This is a genomic window from Streptomyces sp. A18 (genome assembly GCF_059026065.1).
Genome location: NZ_JBWLKL010000004.1, coordinates 211,850 through 227,660 on the forward strand (window position 1 = coordinate 211,850; position 15,811 = coordinate 227,660).

Below are 15,811 nucleotides of genomic sequence, written 5' to 3' on the forward strand. Positions count from 1 at the left end.
GGTGGACCGGTCAGTCGTGCTGGGCGGTCAGGGTGATAGAAAGGTCGGCCTGAGCACCACTTGGCGTGCCGAAAAATCAGTGAAGGGGGAAGCGCTGATGACTCAGCCGCCCAACCAGCCGCCGTCCGGCGGCTTCGGAGCTCCGCAGGATCCGAACCAGGGAGCCGCGCAGCAGCCACCGGGTCAGCCACCGCAGATGCCGGGTCAGCCACCGCAGACCCCGCCGTCCGGAGCCCCGCAGACGCCGCCCGCGCCCCAGCCCGGCTACGGCTACCCGCAGACTCCGCCCGCGCCCCAGCCGGGTTACGGCTACCCGCAGCAGCCCGGCCAGCCCGGACCGTACAACCAGCCCACGCAGCCCGGTCAGCCGGGCCCTTACGGCCAGCCCACGCAGCCGGGCCCCTACGCCCAGCCGCAGTACGGATACCCGCAGCAGCAGTTCCCCGGTGGTCCCGGCGTGCCCGGCACGCCGCCCGGCGCCGGCGGCAAGAACCCCTTCAAGGGCAAGCCCGGTCTGATCGTGGCGGCCGTGGCGGCCGGCGCGCTCGTCATCGGCGGTGTCACCTGGGCGGTCGTCGGCGGTGACGACGACGGCGGCGGCAAGAAGAAGCCCACCGCCGGCAAGAGCGACGACCCCAAGGCCAGCGGCTCCGCACCGGTCAACCCGGGTGACGGCGACGGTGACGGCAAGGAGCAGGAAGACCTCAACGCGGGTCGCCAGCCCGGCGAGTCGAAGGTGCTCTGGTACAAGGAGGCGCCCAAGGTGCCCGGTTCCGGCGCCGACGCCAAGGGCATGTGGATCAAGGACAACGTCGCCGCCAAGGCCGCGTACAAGGAGATCACCGCCTACAACGTCGACACGGGCGAAGAGGCCTGGCCGACGATCAAGTTCCCGCAGAAGATCTGTGGCACGACCCCGCAGATCTCGAAGGACAACAAGATCGTCGTCGCCTACAAGGACGGCCAGAAGGACAGCGCCAAGTGCAGCCAGATTCAGGTCGTCGACCTGAAGACCGGCGAGAAGGGCTGGACGAAGCCGGTCGAGGAGGAAGGTCTCTTCGACTTCTCCAGCAACTCGGACCTCTCCCTCACCGGTGACACGCTGATGGTCGGCCGCTCCCAGTCCGGCACGGCCCTGCGGATGAGCGACGGCAAGGAGCTCTTCGTCTCCGAGAAGAAGGACGAGGGCACCTGCTTCCCCAGCGGCTTCGCGGGCGGCAAGAAGATGCTCCGCGCGCTGTCGTGCGGCGCGTCCTCCCCCACGGAGCACGACGAGCTGCAGCAGATCGACCCGAAGACCGGCAAGGCCGTGTGGACGAAGAAGTTCCCCAAGGGCTGGAAGATCGGCCGGATCTACTCCGAGAGCCCGACGATCGTCTACCTCACCAATGAGGACAAGAAGCAGTGGAACATCACCACGCTGAAGCCCAACAGCAGCGCCACCCGCTCTGAGGTCGCCGTCGACGAGAAGTTCGCCCCGGAGTGCGACGGTTCGACGTTCCTCGGCGGCAGCCTCCAGGGCTGCCTGGGTGCGACGACCGACGACAAGAACCTCTACCTGCCGACCGAGGCGACGTCCGGCGCCAACGAGGTCGTGGCGATCAGCCTCGCCAACGGCAAGGAAGCCTGGCGCGTGAAGTCGCCGCTCGAGGAATCGATGCTGCCGATGAGGGTCGACGGTGGTTCGCTCGTCGCCTACGTCAACCCGTCCTACGACTCCGGCGGCCAGGTCGTCTCGATCCCGCTCTCCGGCTCGCACAAGCCCAAGACGCTCCTGAAGAACCCCGAGGGGACCTCGGAGATCGAGAGCGGCTTCTACTCGAAGGCGGTCGACTACGTGGACGGTCGCTTCTACATCTCCACCACGCGGCTCTCGGGCAGCGCAAAGGGCCAGGAGAAGCTGATGCTGGCCTACGGCAAGTGACCTTCTCCGTCGGGCAAGTCGCCCACTTCGTCGCCTAGTTCACCTCTCGTCCCCAAGGAATCGACGTCATGACCCAGCCGCCCCAGCCGCCCAACGAGCCCCCGCAGGGCGGGTTCGGCGCTCCTCAGAACCCCCCGCCGGGTGGGTTCGGCGCACCCCAGGACCCGCCGCCGGGCTTCGGCAAGGCTCCTGAGCCGACCAACCCGTCCTATGGCTACCCGCAGACCCCGCCGCCGGCCCAGCCGCCGACGCCGCCTCCGCCGCCGCAGGGGCAGCCCCAGGGCTATGGCTACCCGGGCCAGCCGACCCAGCCGTACGGCCAGCAGGCCCCGTACGGGCAGCAGCCTCCGTACGGCGCCTACCAGCAGCCCGGCACGATGCCGATGGCGCCGCAGGCGGGCGCGCCCGGGGGCGGTTCGAAGCTCAGCGGCCAGATGAAGATCATCATCGCCGCGGTGGTCGCGGTCGCCGTGATCGTCGGCGGCGGCGTCATCTACGCCACGACGTCCAAGGACGACACCCAGGCGAGCTCCGAGGGCTCGTCCGGCGGCACGGACGCCAAGGGCGGCAAGGGCGGCGAGGAGAAGGGCGGCAGCGAGCAGGGTCCGAGCGGCCCCGGCACGGAGAAGGTGCCGGCCAACACCAGCGCCACCGTCTCCATGCAGCTCCCGCAGCCCGAGGTCCCCAAGGACGCCGTCTGGAGCATCAAGGGCTCCTGGCTCACCGAGGACGTCTACGCCAAGGCGGGCGTCAACGAGATCGTCGGATACGACCCCAAGGACGGCAAGGAGCAGTGGACGCTGCCCCTCGCCGGCCAGACCTGTGCCGGAACGCGCGAGGTCACCAAGGACGGCATCGTGGCCGTCGCATACGAAGAGGGCAAGCGCAAGAAGGAGGGTGACCACGAGACCTGCTCGCAGATCTCCGCGGTCGACCTCAAGAGCGGCAAGAAGCTCTGGACGGAGACCGTCGACGAGGGCAGCATGGCGGCCCGCGTCCAGGAGCTCACCATCAGCGGCAGCACCGTCGCGGTCGGTACCAGCGCGGGCGGCGCGGCCTTCGACATCGCCAAGGGCGACCTGCTGTGGGAGCCCACCGCGGGCGACGACTGCCAGGACGAGGGTTACGCGGGCGGCGAGCAGCTCGTCGCCGTCCAGAAGTGCGGTGACTACGGCGACGAGAAGCTCAAGATCCAGCTCCTCGACCCCAAGTCCGGCAAGTCCAAGTGGACCTACCCGGTGACGCCGGGCGTCGACAACGCCAAGATCATCTCGACCCGCCCGATCGTGTTCGGCCAGGACACCCAGGAGATCACCGCGAGCGGCGTCACGGACGCCTTCTCGCTCGACGACCAGGGCAAGCTCCGCGCCAAGATCTCGCTGCCCGACGGCAAGTACGACCACGACTGCGAGGTCAACGTCGTCTACGCCTGCACCGCGCTGGCCGTCGGCAACGACAAGCTCTACGTACCCACCCGCCAGCACGACGGCGGCGGTGACGGCTACAGCCAGACGAACGAGATCATCGCGTTCTCGCTGAAGACGGGCAAGACCACCGGTGACCGTGCCGACGCGGGCGAGGACGGCGAGATGTTCCCGATCCGCATGGACGGCGGCAACATCCTGGCGTACAAGGACGCGGGCTACGACAAGGGCGCCCAGGTCGTCTCCATCAACGGCAAGACGATGAAGGAGACCAAGCTCCTGGAGACCCCCGCGGCCGAGTCCGTCGGCAGCGCGATCAGCGGCATGGTCCCGAAGTCGAACGAACTCCTTTACGGGGACGGCAAGCTGTACCTCGGCAAGGAGCTGATCAGCAAGCCGTACTCGAAGGACGAGAAGGAGTACACGGCCCTGGGCTTCGTCGCCCAGTAGGCCCGCGACCTCCGCGTACGCACCGGACGGCCCCGTTCCCGAAGAGGAGCGGGGCCGTCCGCATGCCGTGCGAGCCCTTCCGCACGCACGTACCGCCCCTCACCCCTCCACGGCCGGGCTTTCGCCAATCCGGGCCGCTTATCGCCGGTAGGGGGCGCGCGACGTCGAACAAGCGTGTAGCTTCCGGGGAATGAGTGGGCGCGGGGCCGGGGGGCCCTCGATCCGTGGGGGATCAGTGGGGACAAGTGGGGGGTTGCTCTATGGGTGTGCGGCTCATGGTGGTCGACGACCACCGACTGCTCGCCGAGGCGCTCGCCTCGGCGTTGAAACTGCGCGGGCACCGGGTGCTCGCCGCGGCGGCGCCCGCGGCCGGGGCGGCGGAGCTCGTCATCAGCCGGGCCCCCGAGGTCTGTCTGCTCGGTACGGCGACGCCCGCGGAGGCCGGGATGTTCGATCCGGTCGTGAAGATCAAACGGGAGCGTCCGCAGGTCGCCGTGGTGGTGCTCGGCCCGGTGCCCAGCCCGCGCGGCATCGCGGCGGCCTTCGCCGCGGGGGCCTCCGGATACGTACGCCATGACGAGCGCATCGAAGGTGTCGAGCGCGCCATCGTGAAGGCGAGAGCGGGCGAGGCGGCCGTCGCGCCGCAGCTGCTCCAGGGTGCGTTCAGCGAGCTGCTCAATCCGGCGGCACAGCCCGACGACGAGGGGCAGCGGCTGCTCCAGATGCTGACGCCGCGCGAGGTCGAGGTCCTGGTGCGGGTCGCGGACGGCGAGGACACCCGGCTCATCGCCGCCGGAATGGGCATCGCGCCCAGCACCGCGCGCACGCACGTGCAGCGCGTCCTGATGAAGCTGGGCGTCGGCTCCCGCCTCGAGGCTGCGGCGCTCGCCGCCCGTACGGGACTGCTCGACCGTGCGGAACGGCCGGCGGCGGCCTACGCGAACGACACGCAGACGCCGACGGGGCCCGAGTCACCGACGCAGTGAACTCGGGCCCCGGCCAGGGGTGTTACTTGTCTTCCGGTGCCTCGGTGGGCGTATCGGCGGTCGCGTCGGCGGGCGGCACCGTGGGGCGCAGCCACAGCCAGCCGAGGAAGAAGAGCCCGAGCGCCAGCATGGCGAGGCCCGTCCACAGGTTGATGTTGATGTCCTCCGCCTTCTGCATGTCGGCGTCGGACGGTGAGATTCCGGCGATCGTCACGATGATTCCGTAGACGACGAACAGTCCGCCGATGATCCGCCGGATGTCGAAGAGGCGGGCAGCCGTCGCGGACTTGCGCTCCAGCTCGGAGACTTCGTTCTGCAGTTCAGACATGTTCTTCAAGACCTCCGATCGGGATTAGAGCGAGTACGGCAGGTAGCAGGCCGCGGCGAGCACGATGGCACCCCAGCCGAGCAGCGCGGGCTTGCGGTACCAGGCGTCGTCGCCCTCGGCGGGTGGCTCCTCGATGCCCGGCGCGGTCGTCCCGTACACCAGGCCGGCCAGTTCGGCTTCCGGCTTGGGCGCGGTGAAGAGCGTGACCACGACCATCACCACGGCGCCGGCGACGAAGCCGACGATCGCCGAGACGAAGTTGGCGCCCTGGTCCGTCGGGATGTCGATGACGCCCTGCTTGTAGATCCAGAAGTAGTTGACCATCGCGGCGGTCGTGCCCGCGAGCAGACCCCACACGCCGGACTTCATGGAGGCGCGCTTCCAGAACATGCCGATGATGAAGACCACGAACATCGGGACGTTGAAGAAGGAGAACAGTGTCTGCAGGTACCCCATGATGTTCGAGAACGACGAGGCGATGAAGGCCGTCCCGATGGAGGCGAGGACGCCTATCGCGGTGATCAGTCGGCCGAAGTTCAGGTAGTAGCCGTCCTCGCGGTCCTTGACCACGTACTTCGCCCAGATGTCGTACGTGAAGACGGTGTTGAAGGACGACACGTTCGCCGCCATGCCCGCCATGAACGCCGCGAGCAGACCGGTCACCGCGATGCCGAGCACGCCGTTGGGCAGCAACTCCTGCATCAGGTACGGGATCGCGTCGTTGTACGTCAGGTCCGAACCGGCCGTGCCGATCTTCGGGACGAGTACGGCCGCGACCAGGCCCGGGATCATCACCAGGAAGACGATGAAGATCTTCGGGAAGGCGGCGATGAGCGGGGTGCGCTTGGCGGCGGAGAGGTTCTTTGCGGACAGGGCGCGCTGCACCTCGGCGAAGTTGGTCGTCCAGTAACCGAAGGAGAGCACGAAGCCGAGGCCGAGGATGATCGTCAGCCAGTTCGCGCCCAGCGGGTTGGCGTCACCGATGCCGGTGCCGCCCCAGGCGGTCATGAAGTTCTCGCCGTGCTGCTTCTCGATCGAGCCGCTGAGCCCGTCCCAGCCGCCGACCTTCTTCATGCCGATGACGCAGATCGGGATGAGCGCGGCCAGGATCACGAAGAACTGCAGGACTTCGTTGTAGATCGCCGAGGAGAGCCCGCCGATCGTGATGTACGCCAGGACGAAGAAGCCGGCGACCACGATCGCCACCCACTGCGGCCAGCCCAGGAGCGCCTCGACCACGATCGACAAGGCGTAGAGGTTCACGCCCGCGATGAGGATGGCGGCGAAGGCGAAGAGCACCGAGCTCAGCAGGTGCGCCGACTTGTCGAAGCGCTGGAGCAGGAACTCGGGGACCGAGCGGACCTTGCTGCGGTAGTAGAACGGCATCATCACGAGGCCGAGGAAGACCATCGCGGGGATGGCTCCGATCCAGTACCAGTGGACGACGGCGACGCCGTACTGCGCGCCGGTCGCGGCCATGCCCAGGATCTCGGTGGCGCCGAGGTTCGCGGCGACGAACGCGAGGCCGGTGACCCAGGCGGGCAGGGAGCGGCCGGAGAGGAAGAAGTCGAGGCTCGTCTTCACGGAGCGTCGGGCGGCGAAGCCGATGCCGAGGACCACCGCGAAGTAGATCGCGAGGATCGCGTAGTCGAGGCCGTTGGTGGGCAGCCGAAGCCCCTCGGCCAGGGTCTGTGTGGGGGACTGCATGCGTGAACTCGCTTCGTTGCGCGAACTGATCAGACCGGAACCTACGCTTCTCACTTCAATAACTGAAGACTTCTGTTGGTGTTCTTTGTTGGATTGTGATCGGACGCATAGGTGGCGCCCAGGTCGCGGCCTTCGCTCCCTGGTTCCCGCCGGGTTCCAGGCGGGGCATTGACGATGCTGTTGCCTTGTGATTTGTTATGTTCGGTTATGTTGGGTGGGTGTTGGTGAGGAGCCCCGGACGTGAAGAAGACCTCGACCCGTCTCGCAGACGGTCGTGAGCTCATCTACTACGACTCGCGCGACGACGCGGTGCGCGACGCCATCGACCAAAGGCCCCTGGACCCCATCTCCACCACGTCGGAGATCCGCAGGGACCCGCTCCTGGGCGACGCGGTCGCCATCGCCTCGCACCGCCAGGGACGCACCTACCACCCGCCGGCCGACGAGTGCCCGCTCTGCCCCTCCGAGGGAGAGCGGCTGAGCGAGGTCCCCGACTCCTCGTTCGACGTGGTGGTCTTCGAGAACCGCTTCCCCTCGCTGGCCGGTGACGCCGGGCGGTGCGAGGTCGTCTGCTTCACCTCCGACCACGACTCGTCCTTCGCCGACCTCACCGAGGCACAGGCGGGCCTGGTCCTCGACGCGTGGACGGACAGGACCGCGGAGCTCTCGCACCTGCCCTCCGTGCGGCAGGTCTTCTGCTTCGAGAACCGCGGGGCCGAGATCGGCGTGACCCTGGGTCACCCGCACGGGCAGATCTACGCCTATCCCTTCGTCACCCCGCGTACGTCCCTGATGCTGAGGTCGCTCGCCGCGCACAAGGAGGCGACCGGACGCAACCTCTTCGACGACGTCATGGAAGAGGAGCGGGCGGGCGAGCGTGTGGTCCTGGAGGCCGAGCACTGGGTGGCGTTCGTCCCCTACGCCGCGCACTGGCCCTACGAGGTGCACCTCTACCCCAAGCGGCGGGTGCCGGACCTGCTCGGTCTTGACGAGGCCGCGCGCACAGAATTCCCCCAGGTCTATCTGGAACTGTTGAGGCGCTTCGACCGGATCTTCGGCGAAGGTGGGACCGAGGGAGAACAGCTCACGCCGTACATCGCCGCCTGGCACCAGGCGCCCTTCGGTGCGCTGGAGGAGGCCGACGGACATTCAGCGGTCAACCGGGACGACTTCGCGCTCCACCTCGAGCTTTTCACCATTCGCCGCACTTCGGGCAAGCTGAAGTTCCTCGCGGGTTCCGAATCCGGCATGAGCGTGTTCATCAACGACGTGCCGCCGGAAGCCGCGGCCCAGCGACTGCGAGAGGTAGCGAGTTCATGAGCGGTAAGTACCTGGTCACCGGCGGGGCGGGCTATGTGGGAAGCGTGGTGGCCCAGCATCTGATCGAGGCCGGGCACGAGGTGACCGTCCTCGACAACCTCTCGACCGGCTTCCGCGAGGGCGTCCCGGCCGGCGCGACGTTCGTCGAGGGCGACATCCGCGATGCCGCCAAGTGGCTGGACTCCTCCTTCGACGCCGTGTTGCACTTCGCCGCCTTCTCGCAGGTCGGCGAGTCCGTCGTGAAGCCCGAGAAGTACTGGGACAACAACGTCGGCGGCACGATGGCGCTGCTCGCCGCGATGCGCGACGCGGGCGTGCGCAAGCTCGTCTTCTCGTCCACGGCGGCGACGTACGGCGAACCGGTCAGCACCCCCATCACGGAGACCGACCCGACGGCTCCCACGTCTCCGTACGGTGCGTCGAAGCTCGCCGTCGACCACATGATCAGCGGCGAGGCCGCCGCGCACGGCCTGGGCGCGGTGTCGCTGCGCTACTTCAACGTGGCGGGGGCGTACGGGGAGTACGGCGAGCGGCACGACCCCGAATCGCACCTGATCCCCCTCGTCCTCCAGGTCGCCCAGGGCAGGCGCGAGGCGATCAACGTCTTCGGGGACGACTACCCGACCCCGGACGGCACCTGCGTCCGCGACTACATCCACGTCGCGGACCTGGCACAGGCCCACCTCCTCGCCGTCGAGGCCGCCACCTCCGGCGAGCACCTGATCTGCAACCTCGGCAACGGCAACGGCTTCTCCGTGCGCGAGGTCATCGAAACCGTCCGCCAGGTCACCGGGCACCCGATCCCCGAGGTCATGGCCCCGCGCCGCGGCGGCGACCCGGCGGTCCTCGTCGCGTCCGCGGCCACCGCGCGGGAGCGGCTCGGCTGGAATCCGACCCGCGCGGACCTCGCGGGCATCGTCGCCGACGCGTGGGCGTTCGCCCAGCGGTAAATGTGGTTGAGGGGTAACTGATGGACGTAGCAGGGCAGTTCACGGAGCTGTACGGGTACGAGGCGGACGGGGTCTGGTCGGCGCCGGGCCGGGTCAACCTCATCGGCGAGTACACGGACTTCAACGAGGGCTTCGTGATGCCGCTCGCCCTGCCGCACACCGCGGTGGCGGCGGTGGCGCGCCGCACCGACGGGGTCCTGCGGCTGCACTCGGCGGACATCGACGCCCCGGTCGCGGAACTGCGCGTCGACGACCTGACGCCCCTGTCGCTGACTGCCCGGGGGGCCGGCCAGGGCGGCTGGGCCGCCTACCCGGCGGGCGTGGTGTGGGCGTTGCGGGACGCGGGCCACGCGGTCTCCGGGGGCGCGGACATCCACCTCGCCTCTACCGTGCCGACGGGGGCGGGCCTGTCCTCGTCGGCGGCCCTGGAGGTCGTCACGGCACTCGCCCTGAACGACCTGTACGAACTCGGCCTGAGTGGACCGGAGTTGGCGGTCCTCGCCCAGCGCGCCGAGAACGTCTTCGTGGGCGTGCCGTGCGGCGTGATGGACCAGATGGCGTCCGCGTGCGCCACGGAGGGCCACGCCCTGCACCTGGACTGCCGGGACCTGACGACACGCCAGGTCCCCTTCGACCTGGCGGCGCACGGCCTGCGGCTACTGGTCGTCGACACACGCGTCAAGCACGAACTGGGCGACGGGGCGTACGCGGAGAGGCGGGCGGGCTGCGAAGAGGGCGCACGCATCCTGGGCGTCTCCCACCTGAGGGACGTGGTGTACGCGGAACTCCCCGACGCCCTGCGGAAACTGACGGACGAGAAGATTCGCCGCTACGTACGCCACATCGTCTCGGACGACCACCGCGTGGAGCAGGTCATCGGCCTCCTCGACGCGGGGGACGTGCGCGCGATCGGCCCGGTCCTGACCGAGGGCCACGCCTCGCTCCGTGACGACCTGCGCATCTCCTGCGACGAGTTGGACCTGGTGGTGTCCGCCGCGAACGCGGCAGGCGCGATCGGCGCCCGGATGACGGGCGGCGGCTTCGGCGGCTCGGCGATCGTCCTGGTGGAGGAGGTGGACGCGGACCCGGTGACGAAGTCGATCCTGGAGGCGTTCAGCACGGCGGGCTGCACGACACCACGGGTGTTCCCGGCGGTTCCTTCGGCGGGGGCGCGACGGGTGGCGTGAGACGCTTCGGCGAGATGATCCCGGGGGCGCCCCACTTGCCGCGGCCACGGTGCGGTGTCACGGCAGGCGCTTCGTCAGGGTGAACTCCTTGGCGCCCTCCGGGTAGTCCGGGATCACCGAGACCACCTCGTAGCCCTGGCCCCGGTAGAAGCCCGGAGCCTGGAAGTCCCACGTCTCCACGCGGGAGTTGAGACAGTCCCGCTCCTCCCGCGCGATGCGTTCCGCCTCGGCGAGGAGTTGGGCGCCCAGGCCCGCGCCCCGGTGGTTCTCGCTGACCCAGAGGTGGTTCACGTGGAGCCAGCGTCCCCACGTGTGTCCGGCCAGACCGCCGACGAGGCCCTCCGTGCGCTCCATCAGCCAGACGGCCAGCGGTATTTCACGGTCCTGCGGGGTGCCGCGCAGGGCGCGGAGCACGGGGGAAGCGGCGTTGTTCGCGTCCTGGAGGCGGGCGAGGAGCAGAGCGGACCGCTCTTTGTCGACTCCTGTCTCAATACGAAACATACGGCTCACCATAAACGCGCTGGCCAGTCAGTTCTGTAAATTACCTTCCGCTCCTGCCGTCCGGGCCTACTCTGAGTGGCAGTGCCGGTGGGGGCCGGCACTGATCAGGGGGCGAGACAGTCGGGTACGACGCCCGGCGGTGGGGGCAGCAGTCACAGCTCGGCGGCGGCCGTGCGACTGCGACGACCCCCGTCCCGGGTGTCGTACCCGCACCGTACGTCCTCCGACGTCGGGGTATCCCCTGCTCTCCGAGGAGAGCTTGGGGAAGGGGGTTTCAGTGGTCCGTATCCGAGTCCTGGTCGTCGACGACCACCGCATCTTCGCCGAGTCGCTGGCAGCGGCGCTGGCGGCGGAGCCCGACGTCGACGTGTCCGCGGCGGGCAGCGGCCCGGCCGCGCTGCGCTGCCTGGAGCGGGCGATAGCCGAGGGGCGCAGATACGACGTGCTGCTCGTCGACGCCGACCTGGGCGCGTCCGCGAACGCCATGCAGGGCGTCCGCCCCGCGCCATCGGTGCAGGAGGGCAACGCGGACGGTCTGGTGGACGGCATATCCCTGGTGGCCGGGGTCCGTTCGGGCCAGCCGATGGTCCGCACGGTCGTGCTCGCCGAGAAGGACGACCCGCGCAGGGCCGCCCTCGCGCTGCAGGCCGGCGCCTCGGGCTGGGTCGCCAAGGACTGCTCGCTCTCCCGGCTCCTGACGGTCATACGGGGCGTGCTGCGGGAAGAGACCCATCTGCCGCCCGCCCTGCTCACCGGCGTGCTGCGCGAGCTCACCGCCGCGCGCAAGCACCGCACGGAATCCGAGCGCCTGGTGGAGTCCCTGACCCCGCGCGAGCGCGAGGTCCTTCGCTGCATGGTGGCGGGCCTGGGCAGGAAGGCCGTGGCCGAGCGGCTCTTCCTCTCCCCGCACACGGTGCGTACGCACATGCAGAACGTGCTGGGAAAGCTGGGCGTCCACTCCACGCTCGCGGCCGTCGCGCTCGCCCGCAGGGCAGGGGTGGGGCCGGTCGACCTAGCCGGGGATGTTGTCGAACGGGGCGGTCAACTGGCGTAGCAGCCCGGCCAGTTCGCCCCGCTGCCCGCGCGAGAGCTCGGCGAGGATCGCCCGCTCCTGCCTGAGGAGCCCGGCGAGGGCCTGGTCGGCGCGGTCCTGCCCTTCCTCGGTCAGCCGCACGAGCACGCCACGCCGGTCGCTCGGATCCGGAAGCCGCTCGACGAGGCCCTTCTTCGCGAGCCGGTCGATGCGGTTGGTCATCGTGCCGGAGGTCACCAGGGTCTGGGTGAGGAGCTGTCCGGGGGAGAGCTGATAGGGGGCGCCCGCGCGCCGCAGCGACGTCAGTACGTCGAACTCCCACGGCTCCAGATTGTGCTCGGAGAACGCGAGCCGACGAGCCCTGTCGAGGTGCCGCGCGAGCCTGCTGACACGGCTGAGCACCTCGAGTGGTTCCACGTCGAGGTCGGGGCGCTCCCGGCGCCATGCTGCGACCAGACGGTCGACCTCGTCCTCCATGACGATCAGTGTAGGGGGTCTGTCGACGTGAAGTCTCTTGACATCAAGATACTTCCGGGTTGAAAGTAGCGGTACGGCGTCCGAACGAAGTCCTACGAAGTCGTTACGGCGCCGAGGTCCGCGATTCGAGGAGGTCCCTGCTCCATGTCCGCAGCCCCCGCTCCCGCCTGGGACCCCGGCCAGTACCTGCGCCACTCCGGCCACCGCGCCCGGCCCTTCGTCGACCTGCTGGCCCGCGTCCCCGAACTCCCCGTAGCCGAGGGCCGTCCGCCGCGCATCGCGGACCTCGGCTGCGGCCCCGGCAACGTCACGCGGCTCCTCGCCGAGCGCTGGCCCGCGGCGCACATCACGGGGTTCGACAACTCCCCTCAGATGCTGGAACAGGCACAGCGCATCGCGGGCCCCACGGCCGGGGGTGGCCGCCTGGACTTCGCCGAGGCGGACGCGGGGGGCTGGGCGCCGCCCGAGGGGACGTACGACCTGATCCTGTCCAACGCGACGCTCCAGTGGGTGCCGGGCCACCCCGACTCCTTCCCCGCATGGACCGCGGCGCTGACCCCCGGCGGCACGTTCGCCTTCCAGGTCCCCGGCAACTTCGACGCCCCCAGCCACGTCCTGATGCGCGAGCTGAGCGAGTCGGAGCGATGGCGGGACCGGCTCGGCGGCCGTCTGCGCCACGCGGACGCGGTGCTCTCGCCGACGGCCTATCTGGAGCGGCTCGTCTCGCTGGGGTGCGAGGTGGACGCGTGGGAGACGACGTATCTCCATCTGCTGGAGGGGGAGGACCCGGTCCTGGACTGGGTAAAGGGGACGGGCCTGCGGCCGGTCCTGACGGCCCTGGAGGGGGACGCGGAGGCACGGGAGAAGTTCCTGTCCGAGTACGGGGAGCTGCTGAGGAAGGCGTACCCGGCGGGGGCCGGGGGGACGGTCTTCCCCTTCCGCAGGGTCTTCGGGGTGGCCCGGCGGGAGGGCTGAGCCCCATGCTGACCGGCATCGACCACGTCCAGCTTGCCGCGCCACCGGGCAGCGAGCCGGAGCTCCGGGCCTTCTACTGCGGGGTGCTGGGCATGAGGGAGGTGCCCAAGCCGCCGGTGCTCGCCGCGCGGGGCGGGTGCTGGTTCGTCTCGGGGGCCGCGCAGCTGCACCTCGGGGTCGAGGACGGCTTCCGCCCGGCGCGCAAGGCCCACCCGGGGCTACGGGTGCGGGACATCTCCGCGTACGCCGAACGGCTGGTCTCGCGGGGTGCCTCCGTTGCCTGGGACGACACGCTTCCGGGGCACCGGCGCTTCTACTCCGATGATCCGGTGGGCAACCGCTTGGAGTTCCTGGAGCCCAAGCCGCCGGCCTGAGCTCGCACTTTCGAGTGATCGGGGCATGTTCGCGATCGTCCGGATGCCCTGCGCTACGACTACGAGCGCCGCGTCCCGTACGGCACCGCTGCGGTGATCCCGAGTGGCCCGGCCAAGGGGTTCGCCGGCGGTGAGGCAATCACCAAGAAGTGAGCCCTCTGTTGTCCCCGCCGGTGGACCGGCGGGGACGCGGGGGCGTCAGCTCTTCCTGTGCCCTATCAACCGCGGCTTCGGTTCAAGCCCGTCCAGGCCGTGCCACGCCAGGTTCACCAGGTGTGCCGCCACCTCCGCCTTCTTCGGCTTGCGGACGTCCAGCCACCACTGCCCCGTCAGCGCGACCATGCCAACCAGCGCCTGCGCGTACAGCGGCGCCAGCTTCTGGTCGAAGCCCCGCGTCTTGAACTCGTGGCCCAGGATGTCCTCCACCTGCGTCGCGATGTCCGAGATCAGCGAGGCGAACGTGCCCGTCGACTGCGCCACCGGCGAGTCGCGGACCAGGATGCGGAAGCCGTCCGTGTACGTCTCGATGTAGTCGAGGAGGGCGAAGGCCGCCTGCTCCAACAACTCCCTCGGATGCCCCGCCGTCAGCGCTCCCGTCACACCGTCGAGCAGCGCCCGCATCTCGCGGTCCACCACCACCGCGTAAAGACCCTCCTTGCCGCCGAAGTGCTCGTACACGACGGGCTTGGAGACGCCGGCCTTCGCCGCGATCTCCTCCACCGACGTGCCCTCGAAGCCCTTGGCGGCGAAGAGCGTACGGCCGATGTCCAGCAACTGCTCCCGGCGCTCGGCACCCGTCATCCGGGTCCGGCGCGTACGCCGGGGCTGCTTCTCTTTACTGGAAGGGCTGGTATTGCCGGAGTCGGTCGCCACGTCGTCAATCATGCCGGGCCGACGGTCTTCGGCTTCCGGCGGGAGTCGATACGCGACTCCGAGGGCCAGCGCACGTCCGTCGCCCAGCCCAGCTGCTCGCACCAGCGGATGATCCGCGCGGAGGAGTCGACCTGGCCCTTCAGGACACCGTGCCGCGCCGACGTCGGGTCGGCGTGGTGGAGGTTGTGCCAGGACTCGCCGCAGGACAGGACCGCGAGCCACCACACATTGCCCGAGCGGTCGCGCGACTTGAAGGGGCGCTTGCCCACCGCGTGGCAGATCGAGTTGATCGACCACGTGACGTGGTGCAGCAGCGCCACCCGGACCAGCGAGCCCCAGAAGAACGCGGTGAAGGCGCCCCACCACGACATCGTCACCAGGCCTCCCACCAACGGCGGAATCCCGAGCGACACGATCGTCCAGAACAGGAACTGGCGCGAGACCCGGCGGATCGCCGGATCCTTGATCAGATCCGGTGCGTACTTCTCCTGGGACGTCTGCTCCTCGTCGAACATCCAGCCGATGTGTGCCCACCACAGGCCCTTCATCAGGGCCGGGACCGTCTCGCCGAAGCGCCACGGGGAGTGCGGGTCGCCCTCCGCGTCCGAGAACTTGTGGTGCTTGCGGTGGTCCGCCACCCAGCGGACCAGCGGGCCCTCCACCGCCATCGACCCCGCCACGGCAAGCGCGATCCGCAGCGGACGCTTCGCCTTGAAGGAGCCGTGCGTGAAGTAGCGGTGGAAACCGATGGTGATGCCGTGGCAGCCCAGGTAGTACATGAACACCAACAGGCCGAGGTCCAGCCAGCTCACTCCCCAGCCCCAGGCCAGCGGCACCGCGGCGACCAGGGCGAGGAACGGGACGGTGATGAACAGGAGCAGGGTGATCTGCTCGAGGGAGCGTTTCTGCTCACCGCCCAGCGTCGCGGAGGGGGCGGGAGACGGCGCGGCGGCGCCCGTCGTCGATCGCGAAGCGTCTTCGATCACATCGGTGTCGGAATACGCATCGGAAGGTGTGGTCATGGGCACGTCCCCTGTGGGGTCGAGGGTATGAGGGTCACGGCGCGAGTGCGGCGGGCGCACGATCACGGGTCCCGCGTTATCTACGGTCCCGTAACCTACGGCGTCGTAAGTATGGCAGCGCGGAACCCCGCGGCAAGAGGCCGCGAGTCCGTGCCGCGATGTGACACCTATCCTTGGAACGGTCGGACAGCGCGGTCCGCTCTCTCTAGTTCCCCCGGAACACGGATTCCTATCCTGCCGGGGCCCCCTCCCAGACCTGACGTGCTTCAACACTGCAAGG

At 69.4% G+C, this 15,811-nt stretch carries 15 protein-coding genes; 9 read left to right on the forward strand and 6 right to left on the reverse strand.

What is annotated here, in order from left to right; translation table 11 throughout:
• Window positions 1-97 precede the first annotated feature (97 nt).
• From AC5P1C_RS09010 to AC5P1C_RS09020, 3 genes are all read left to right on the forward strand, one after another.
• Window positions 98-1,924 carry an outer membrane protein assembly factor BamB family protein gene (locus AC5P1C_RS09010; protein ID WP_493865158.1) on the forward strand — a complete coding sequence of 609 codons (1,827 nt, stop codon included), beginning with the start codon at window positions 98-100 and terminating at the stop codon, window positions 1,922-1,924.
• Between the two features lie 68 nt (window positions 1,925-1,992).
• A complete protein-coding gene (locus AC5P1C_RS09015; protein WP_493865159.1) occupies window positions 1,993-3,798 on the forward strand; it encodes an outer membrane protein assembly factor BamB family protein in 1,806 nt (601 codons plus the stop codon).
• 260 nt (window positions 3,799-4,058) lie between these two features.
• Complete coding sequence (locus tag AC5P1C_RS09020; RefSeq protein ID WP_493865160.1) at window positions 4,059-4,784, forward strand: helix-turn-helix transcriptional regulator; 726 nt, start codon at window positions 4,059-4,061, stop codon at window positions 4,782-4,784.
• A 22-nt stretch (window positions 4,785-4,806) separates the two neighbouring features.
• Here AC5P1C_RS09020 and AC5P1C_RS09025 read toward each other — a convergent pair whose 3' ends face one another.
• Together AC5P1C_RS09025 and AC5P1C_RS09030 are read right to left on the reverse strand one after the other, a co-directional pair.
• Window positions 4,807-5,112: a hypothetical protein gene (locus AC5P1C_RS09025; RefSeq protein WP_493865161.1), complete on the reverse strand. Its 306-nt coding sequence runs from the start codon at window positions 5,110-5,112 to the stop codon at window positions 4,807-4,809.
• A gap of 24 nt (window positions 5,113-5,136) precedes the next feature.
• The gene (locus AC5P1C_RS09030; RefSeq protein WP_493865162.1) at window positions 5,137-6,819 is read right to left on the reverse strand and encodes a sodium:solute symporter family protein; all 1,683 of its coding nucleotides are present in this window, start codon (window positions 6,817-6,819) and stop codon (window positions 5,137-5,139) included.
• A gap of 240 nt (window positions 6,820-7,059) precedes the next feature.
• Between AC5P1C_RS09030 and galT the strand changes: the two genes are divergently transcribed.
• Genes galT through galK form a run of 3 tightly spaced genes read left to right on the forward strand, consistent with a single transcriptional unit; the run spans window position 7,060 to window position 10,276 of the window.
• Entirely contained in the window at window positions 7,060-8,139 is a 1,080-nt protein-coding gene (gene galT / locus AC5P1C_RS09035) for a galactose-1-phosphate uridylyltransferase (RefSeq protein WP_493865163.1), read from the forward strand.
• Complete coding sequence (galE, locus tag AC5P1C_RS09040) at window positions 8,136-9,089, forward strand: UDP-glucose 4-epimerase GalE (RefSeq protein ID WP_493865164.1); 954 nt, start codon at window positions 8,136-8,138, stop codon at window positions 9,087-9,089. The genes galT and galE overlap by 4 nt, the downstream gene beginning before the upstream one ends.
• 20 nt (window positions 9,090-9,109) lie before the next feature.
• Window positions 9,110-10,276, forward strand: coding sequence for a galactokinase (gene galK, locus AC5P1C_RS09045; protein WP_493865165.1), 1,167 nt, complete (start codon window positions 9,110-9,112; stop codon window positions 10,274-10,276).
• A gap of 57 nt (window positions 10,277-10,333) precedes the next feature.
• On the opposite strand, the gene AC5P1C_RS09050 is transcribed toward galK, so the two are convergent.
• Window positions 10,334-10,789 carry a GNAT family N-acetyltransferase gene (locus AC5P1C_RS09050; RefSeq protein WP_493865166.1) on the reverse strand — a complete coding sequence of 152 codons (456 nt, stop codon included), beginning with the start codon at window positions 10,787-10,789 and terminating at the stop codon, window positions 10,334-10,336.
• A 265-nt stretch (window positions 10,790-11,054) separates the two neighbouring features.
• On the opposite strand from AC5P1C_RS09050, the gene AC5P1C_RS09055 reads away from it, so the two are divergent.
• On the forward strand, window positions 11,055-11,831 hold the full coding sequence (locus AC5P1C_RS09055; RefSeq protein WP_453533093.1) for a LuxR C-terminal-related transcriptional regulator: 777 nt from the start codon (window positions 11,055-11,057) through the stop codon (window positions 11,829-11,831).
• Here AC5P1C_RS09055 and AC5P1C_RS09060 read toward each other — a convergent pair.
• The gene (locus tag AC5P1C_RS09060) at window positions 11,790-12,287 is read right to left on the reverse strand and encodes a MarR family winged helix-turn-helix transcriptional regulator (protein ID WP_493865167.1); all 498 of its coding nucleotides are present in this window, start codon (window positions 12,285-12,287) and stop codon (window positions 11,790-11,792) included. The genes AC5P1C_RS09055 and AC5P1C_RS09060 overlap by 42 nt on opposite strands.
• A 144-nt stretch (window positions 12,288-12,431) precedes the next feature.
• Between AC5P1C_RS09060 and AC5P1C_RS09065 the strand changes: the two genes are divergently transcribed.
• Window positions 12,432-13,262 (forward strand): trans-aconitate 2-methyltransferase, encoded by an 831-nt coding sequence (locus AC5P1C_RS09065; protein WP_493865168.1) that lies wholly within the window; start codon window positions 12,432-12,434, stop codon window positions 13,260-13,262.
• A 5-nt stretch (window positions 13,263-13,267) separates the two neighbouring features.
• Window positions 13,268-13,636: a VOC family protein gene (locus tag AC5P1C_RS09070; RefSeq protein WP_493865169.1), complete on the forward strand. Its 369-nt coding sequence runs from the start codon at window positions 13,268-13,270 to the stop codon at window positions 13,634-13,636.
• Window positions 13,637-13,834: 198 nt separating this feature from the next.
• On the opposite strand, the gene AC5P1C_RS09075 is transcribed toward AC5P1C_RS09070, so the two are convergent.
• Both AC5P1C_RS09075 and AC5P1C_RS09080 read right to left on the reverse strand, forming a co-directional pair.
• A complete protein-coding gene (locus AC5P1C_RS09075) occupies window positions 13,835-14,521 on the reverse strand; it encodes a TetR/AcrR family transcriptional regulator (protein ID WP_493865170.1) in 687 nt (228 codons plus the stop codon).
• Complete coding sequence (locus AC5P1C_RS09080) at window positions 14,518-15,531, reverse strand: acyl-CoA desaturase (RefSeq protein WP_493865171.1); 1,014 nt, start codon at window positions 15,529-15,531, stop codon at window positions 14,518-14,520. The genes AC5P1C_RS09075 and AC5P1C_RS09080 overlap by 4 nt, the downstream gene beginning before the upstream one ends.
• Between the last annotated feature and the right edge of the window lie 280 nt (window positions 15,532-15,811).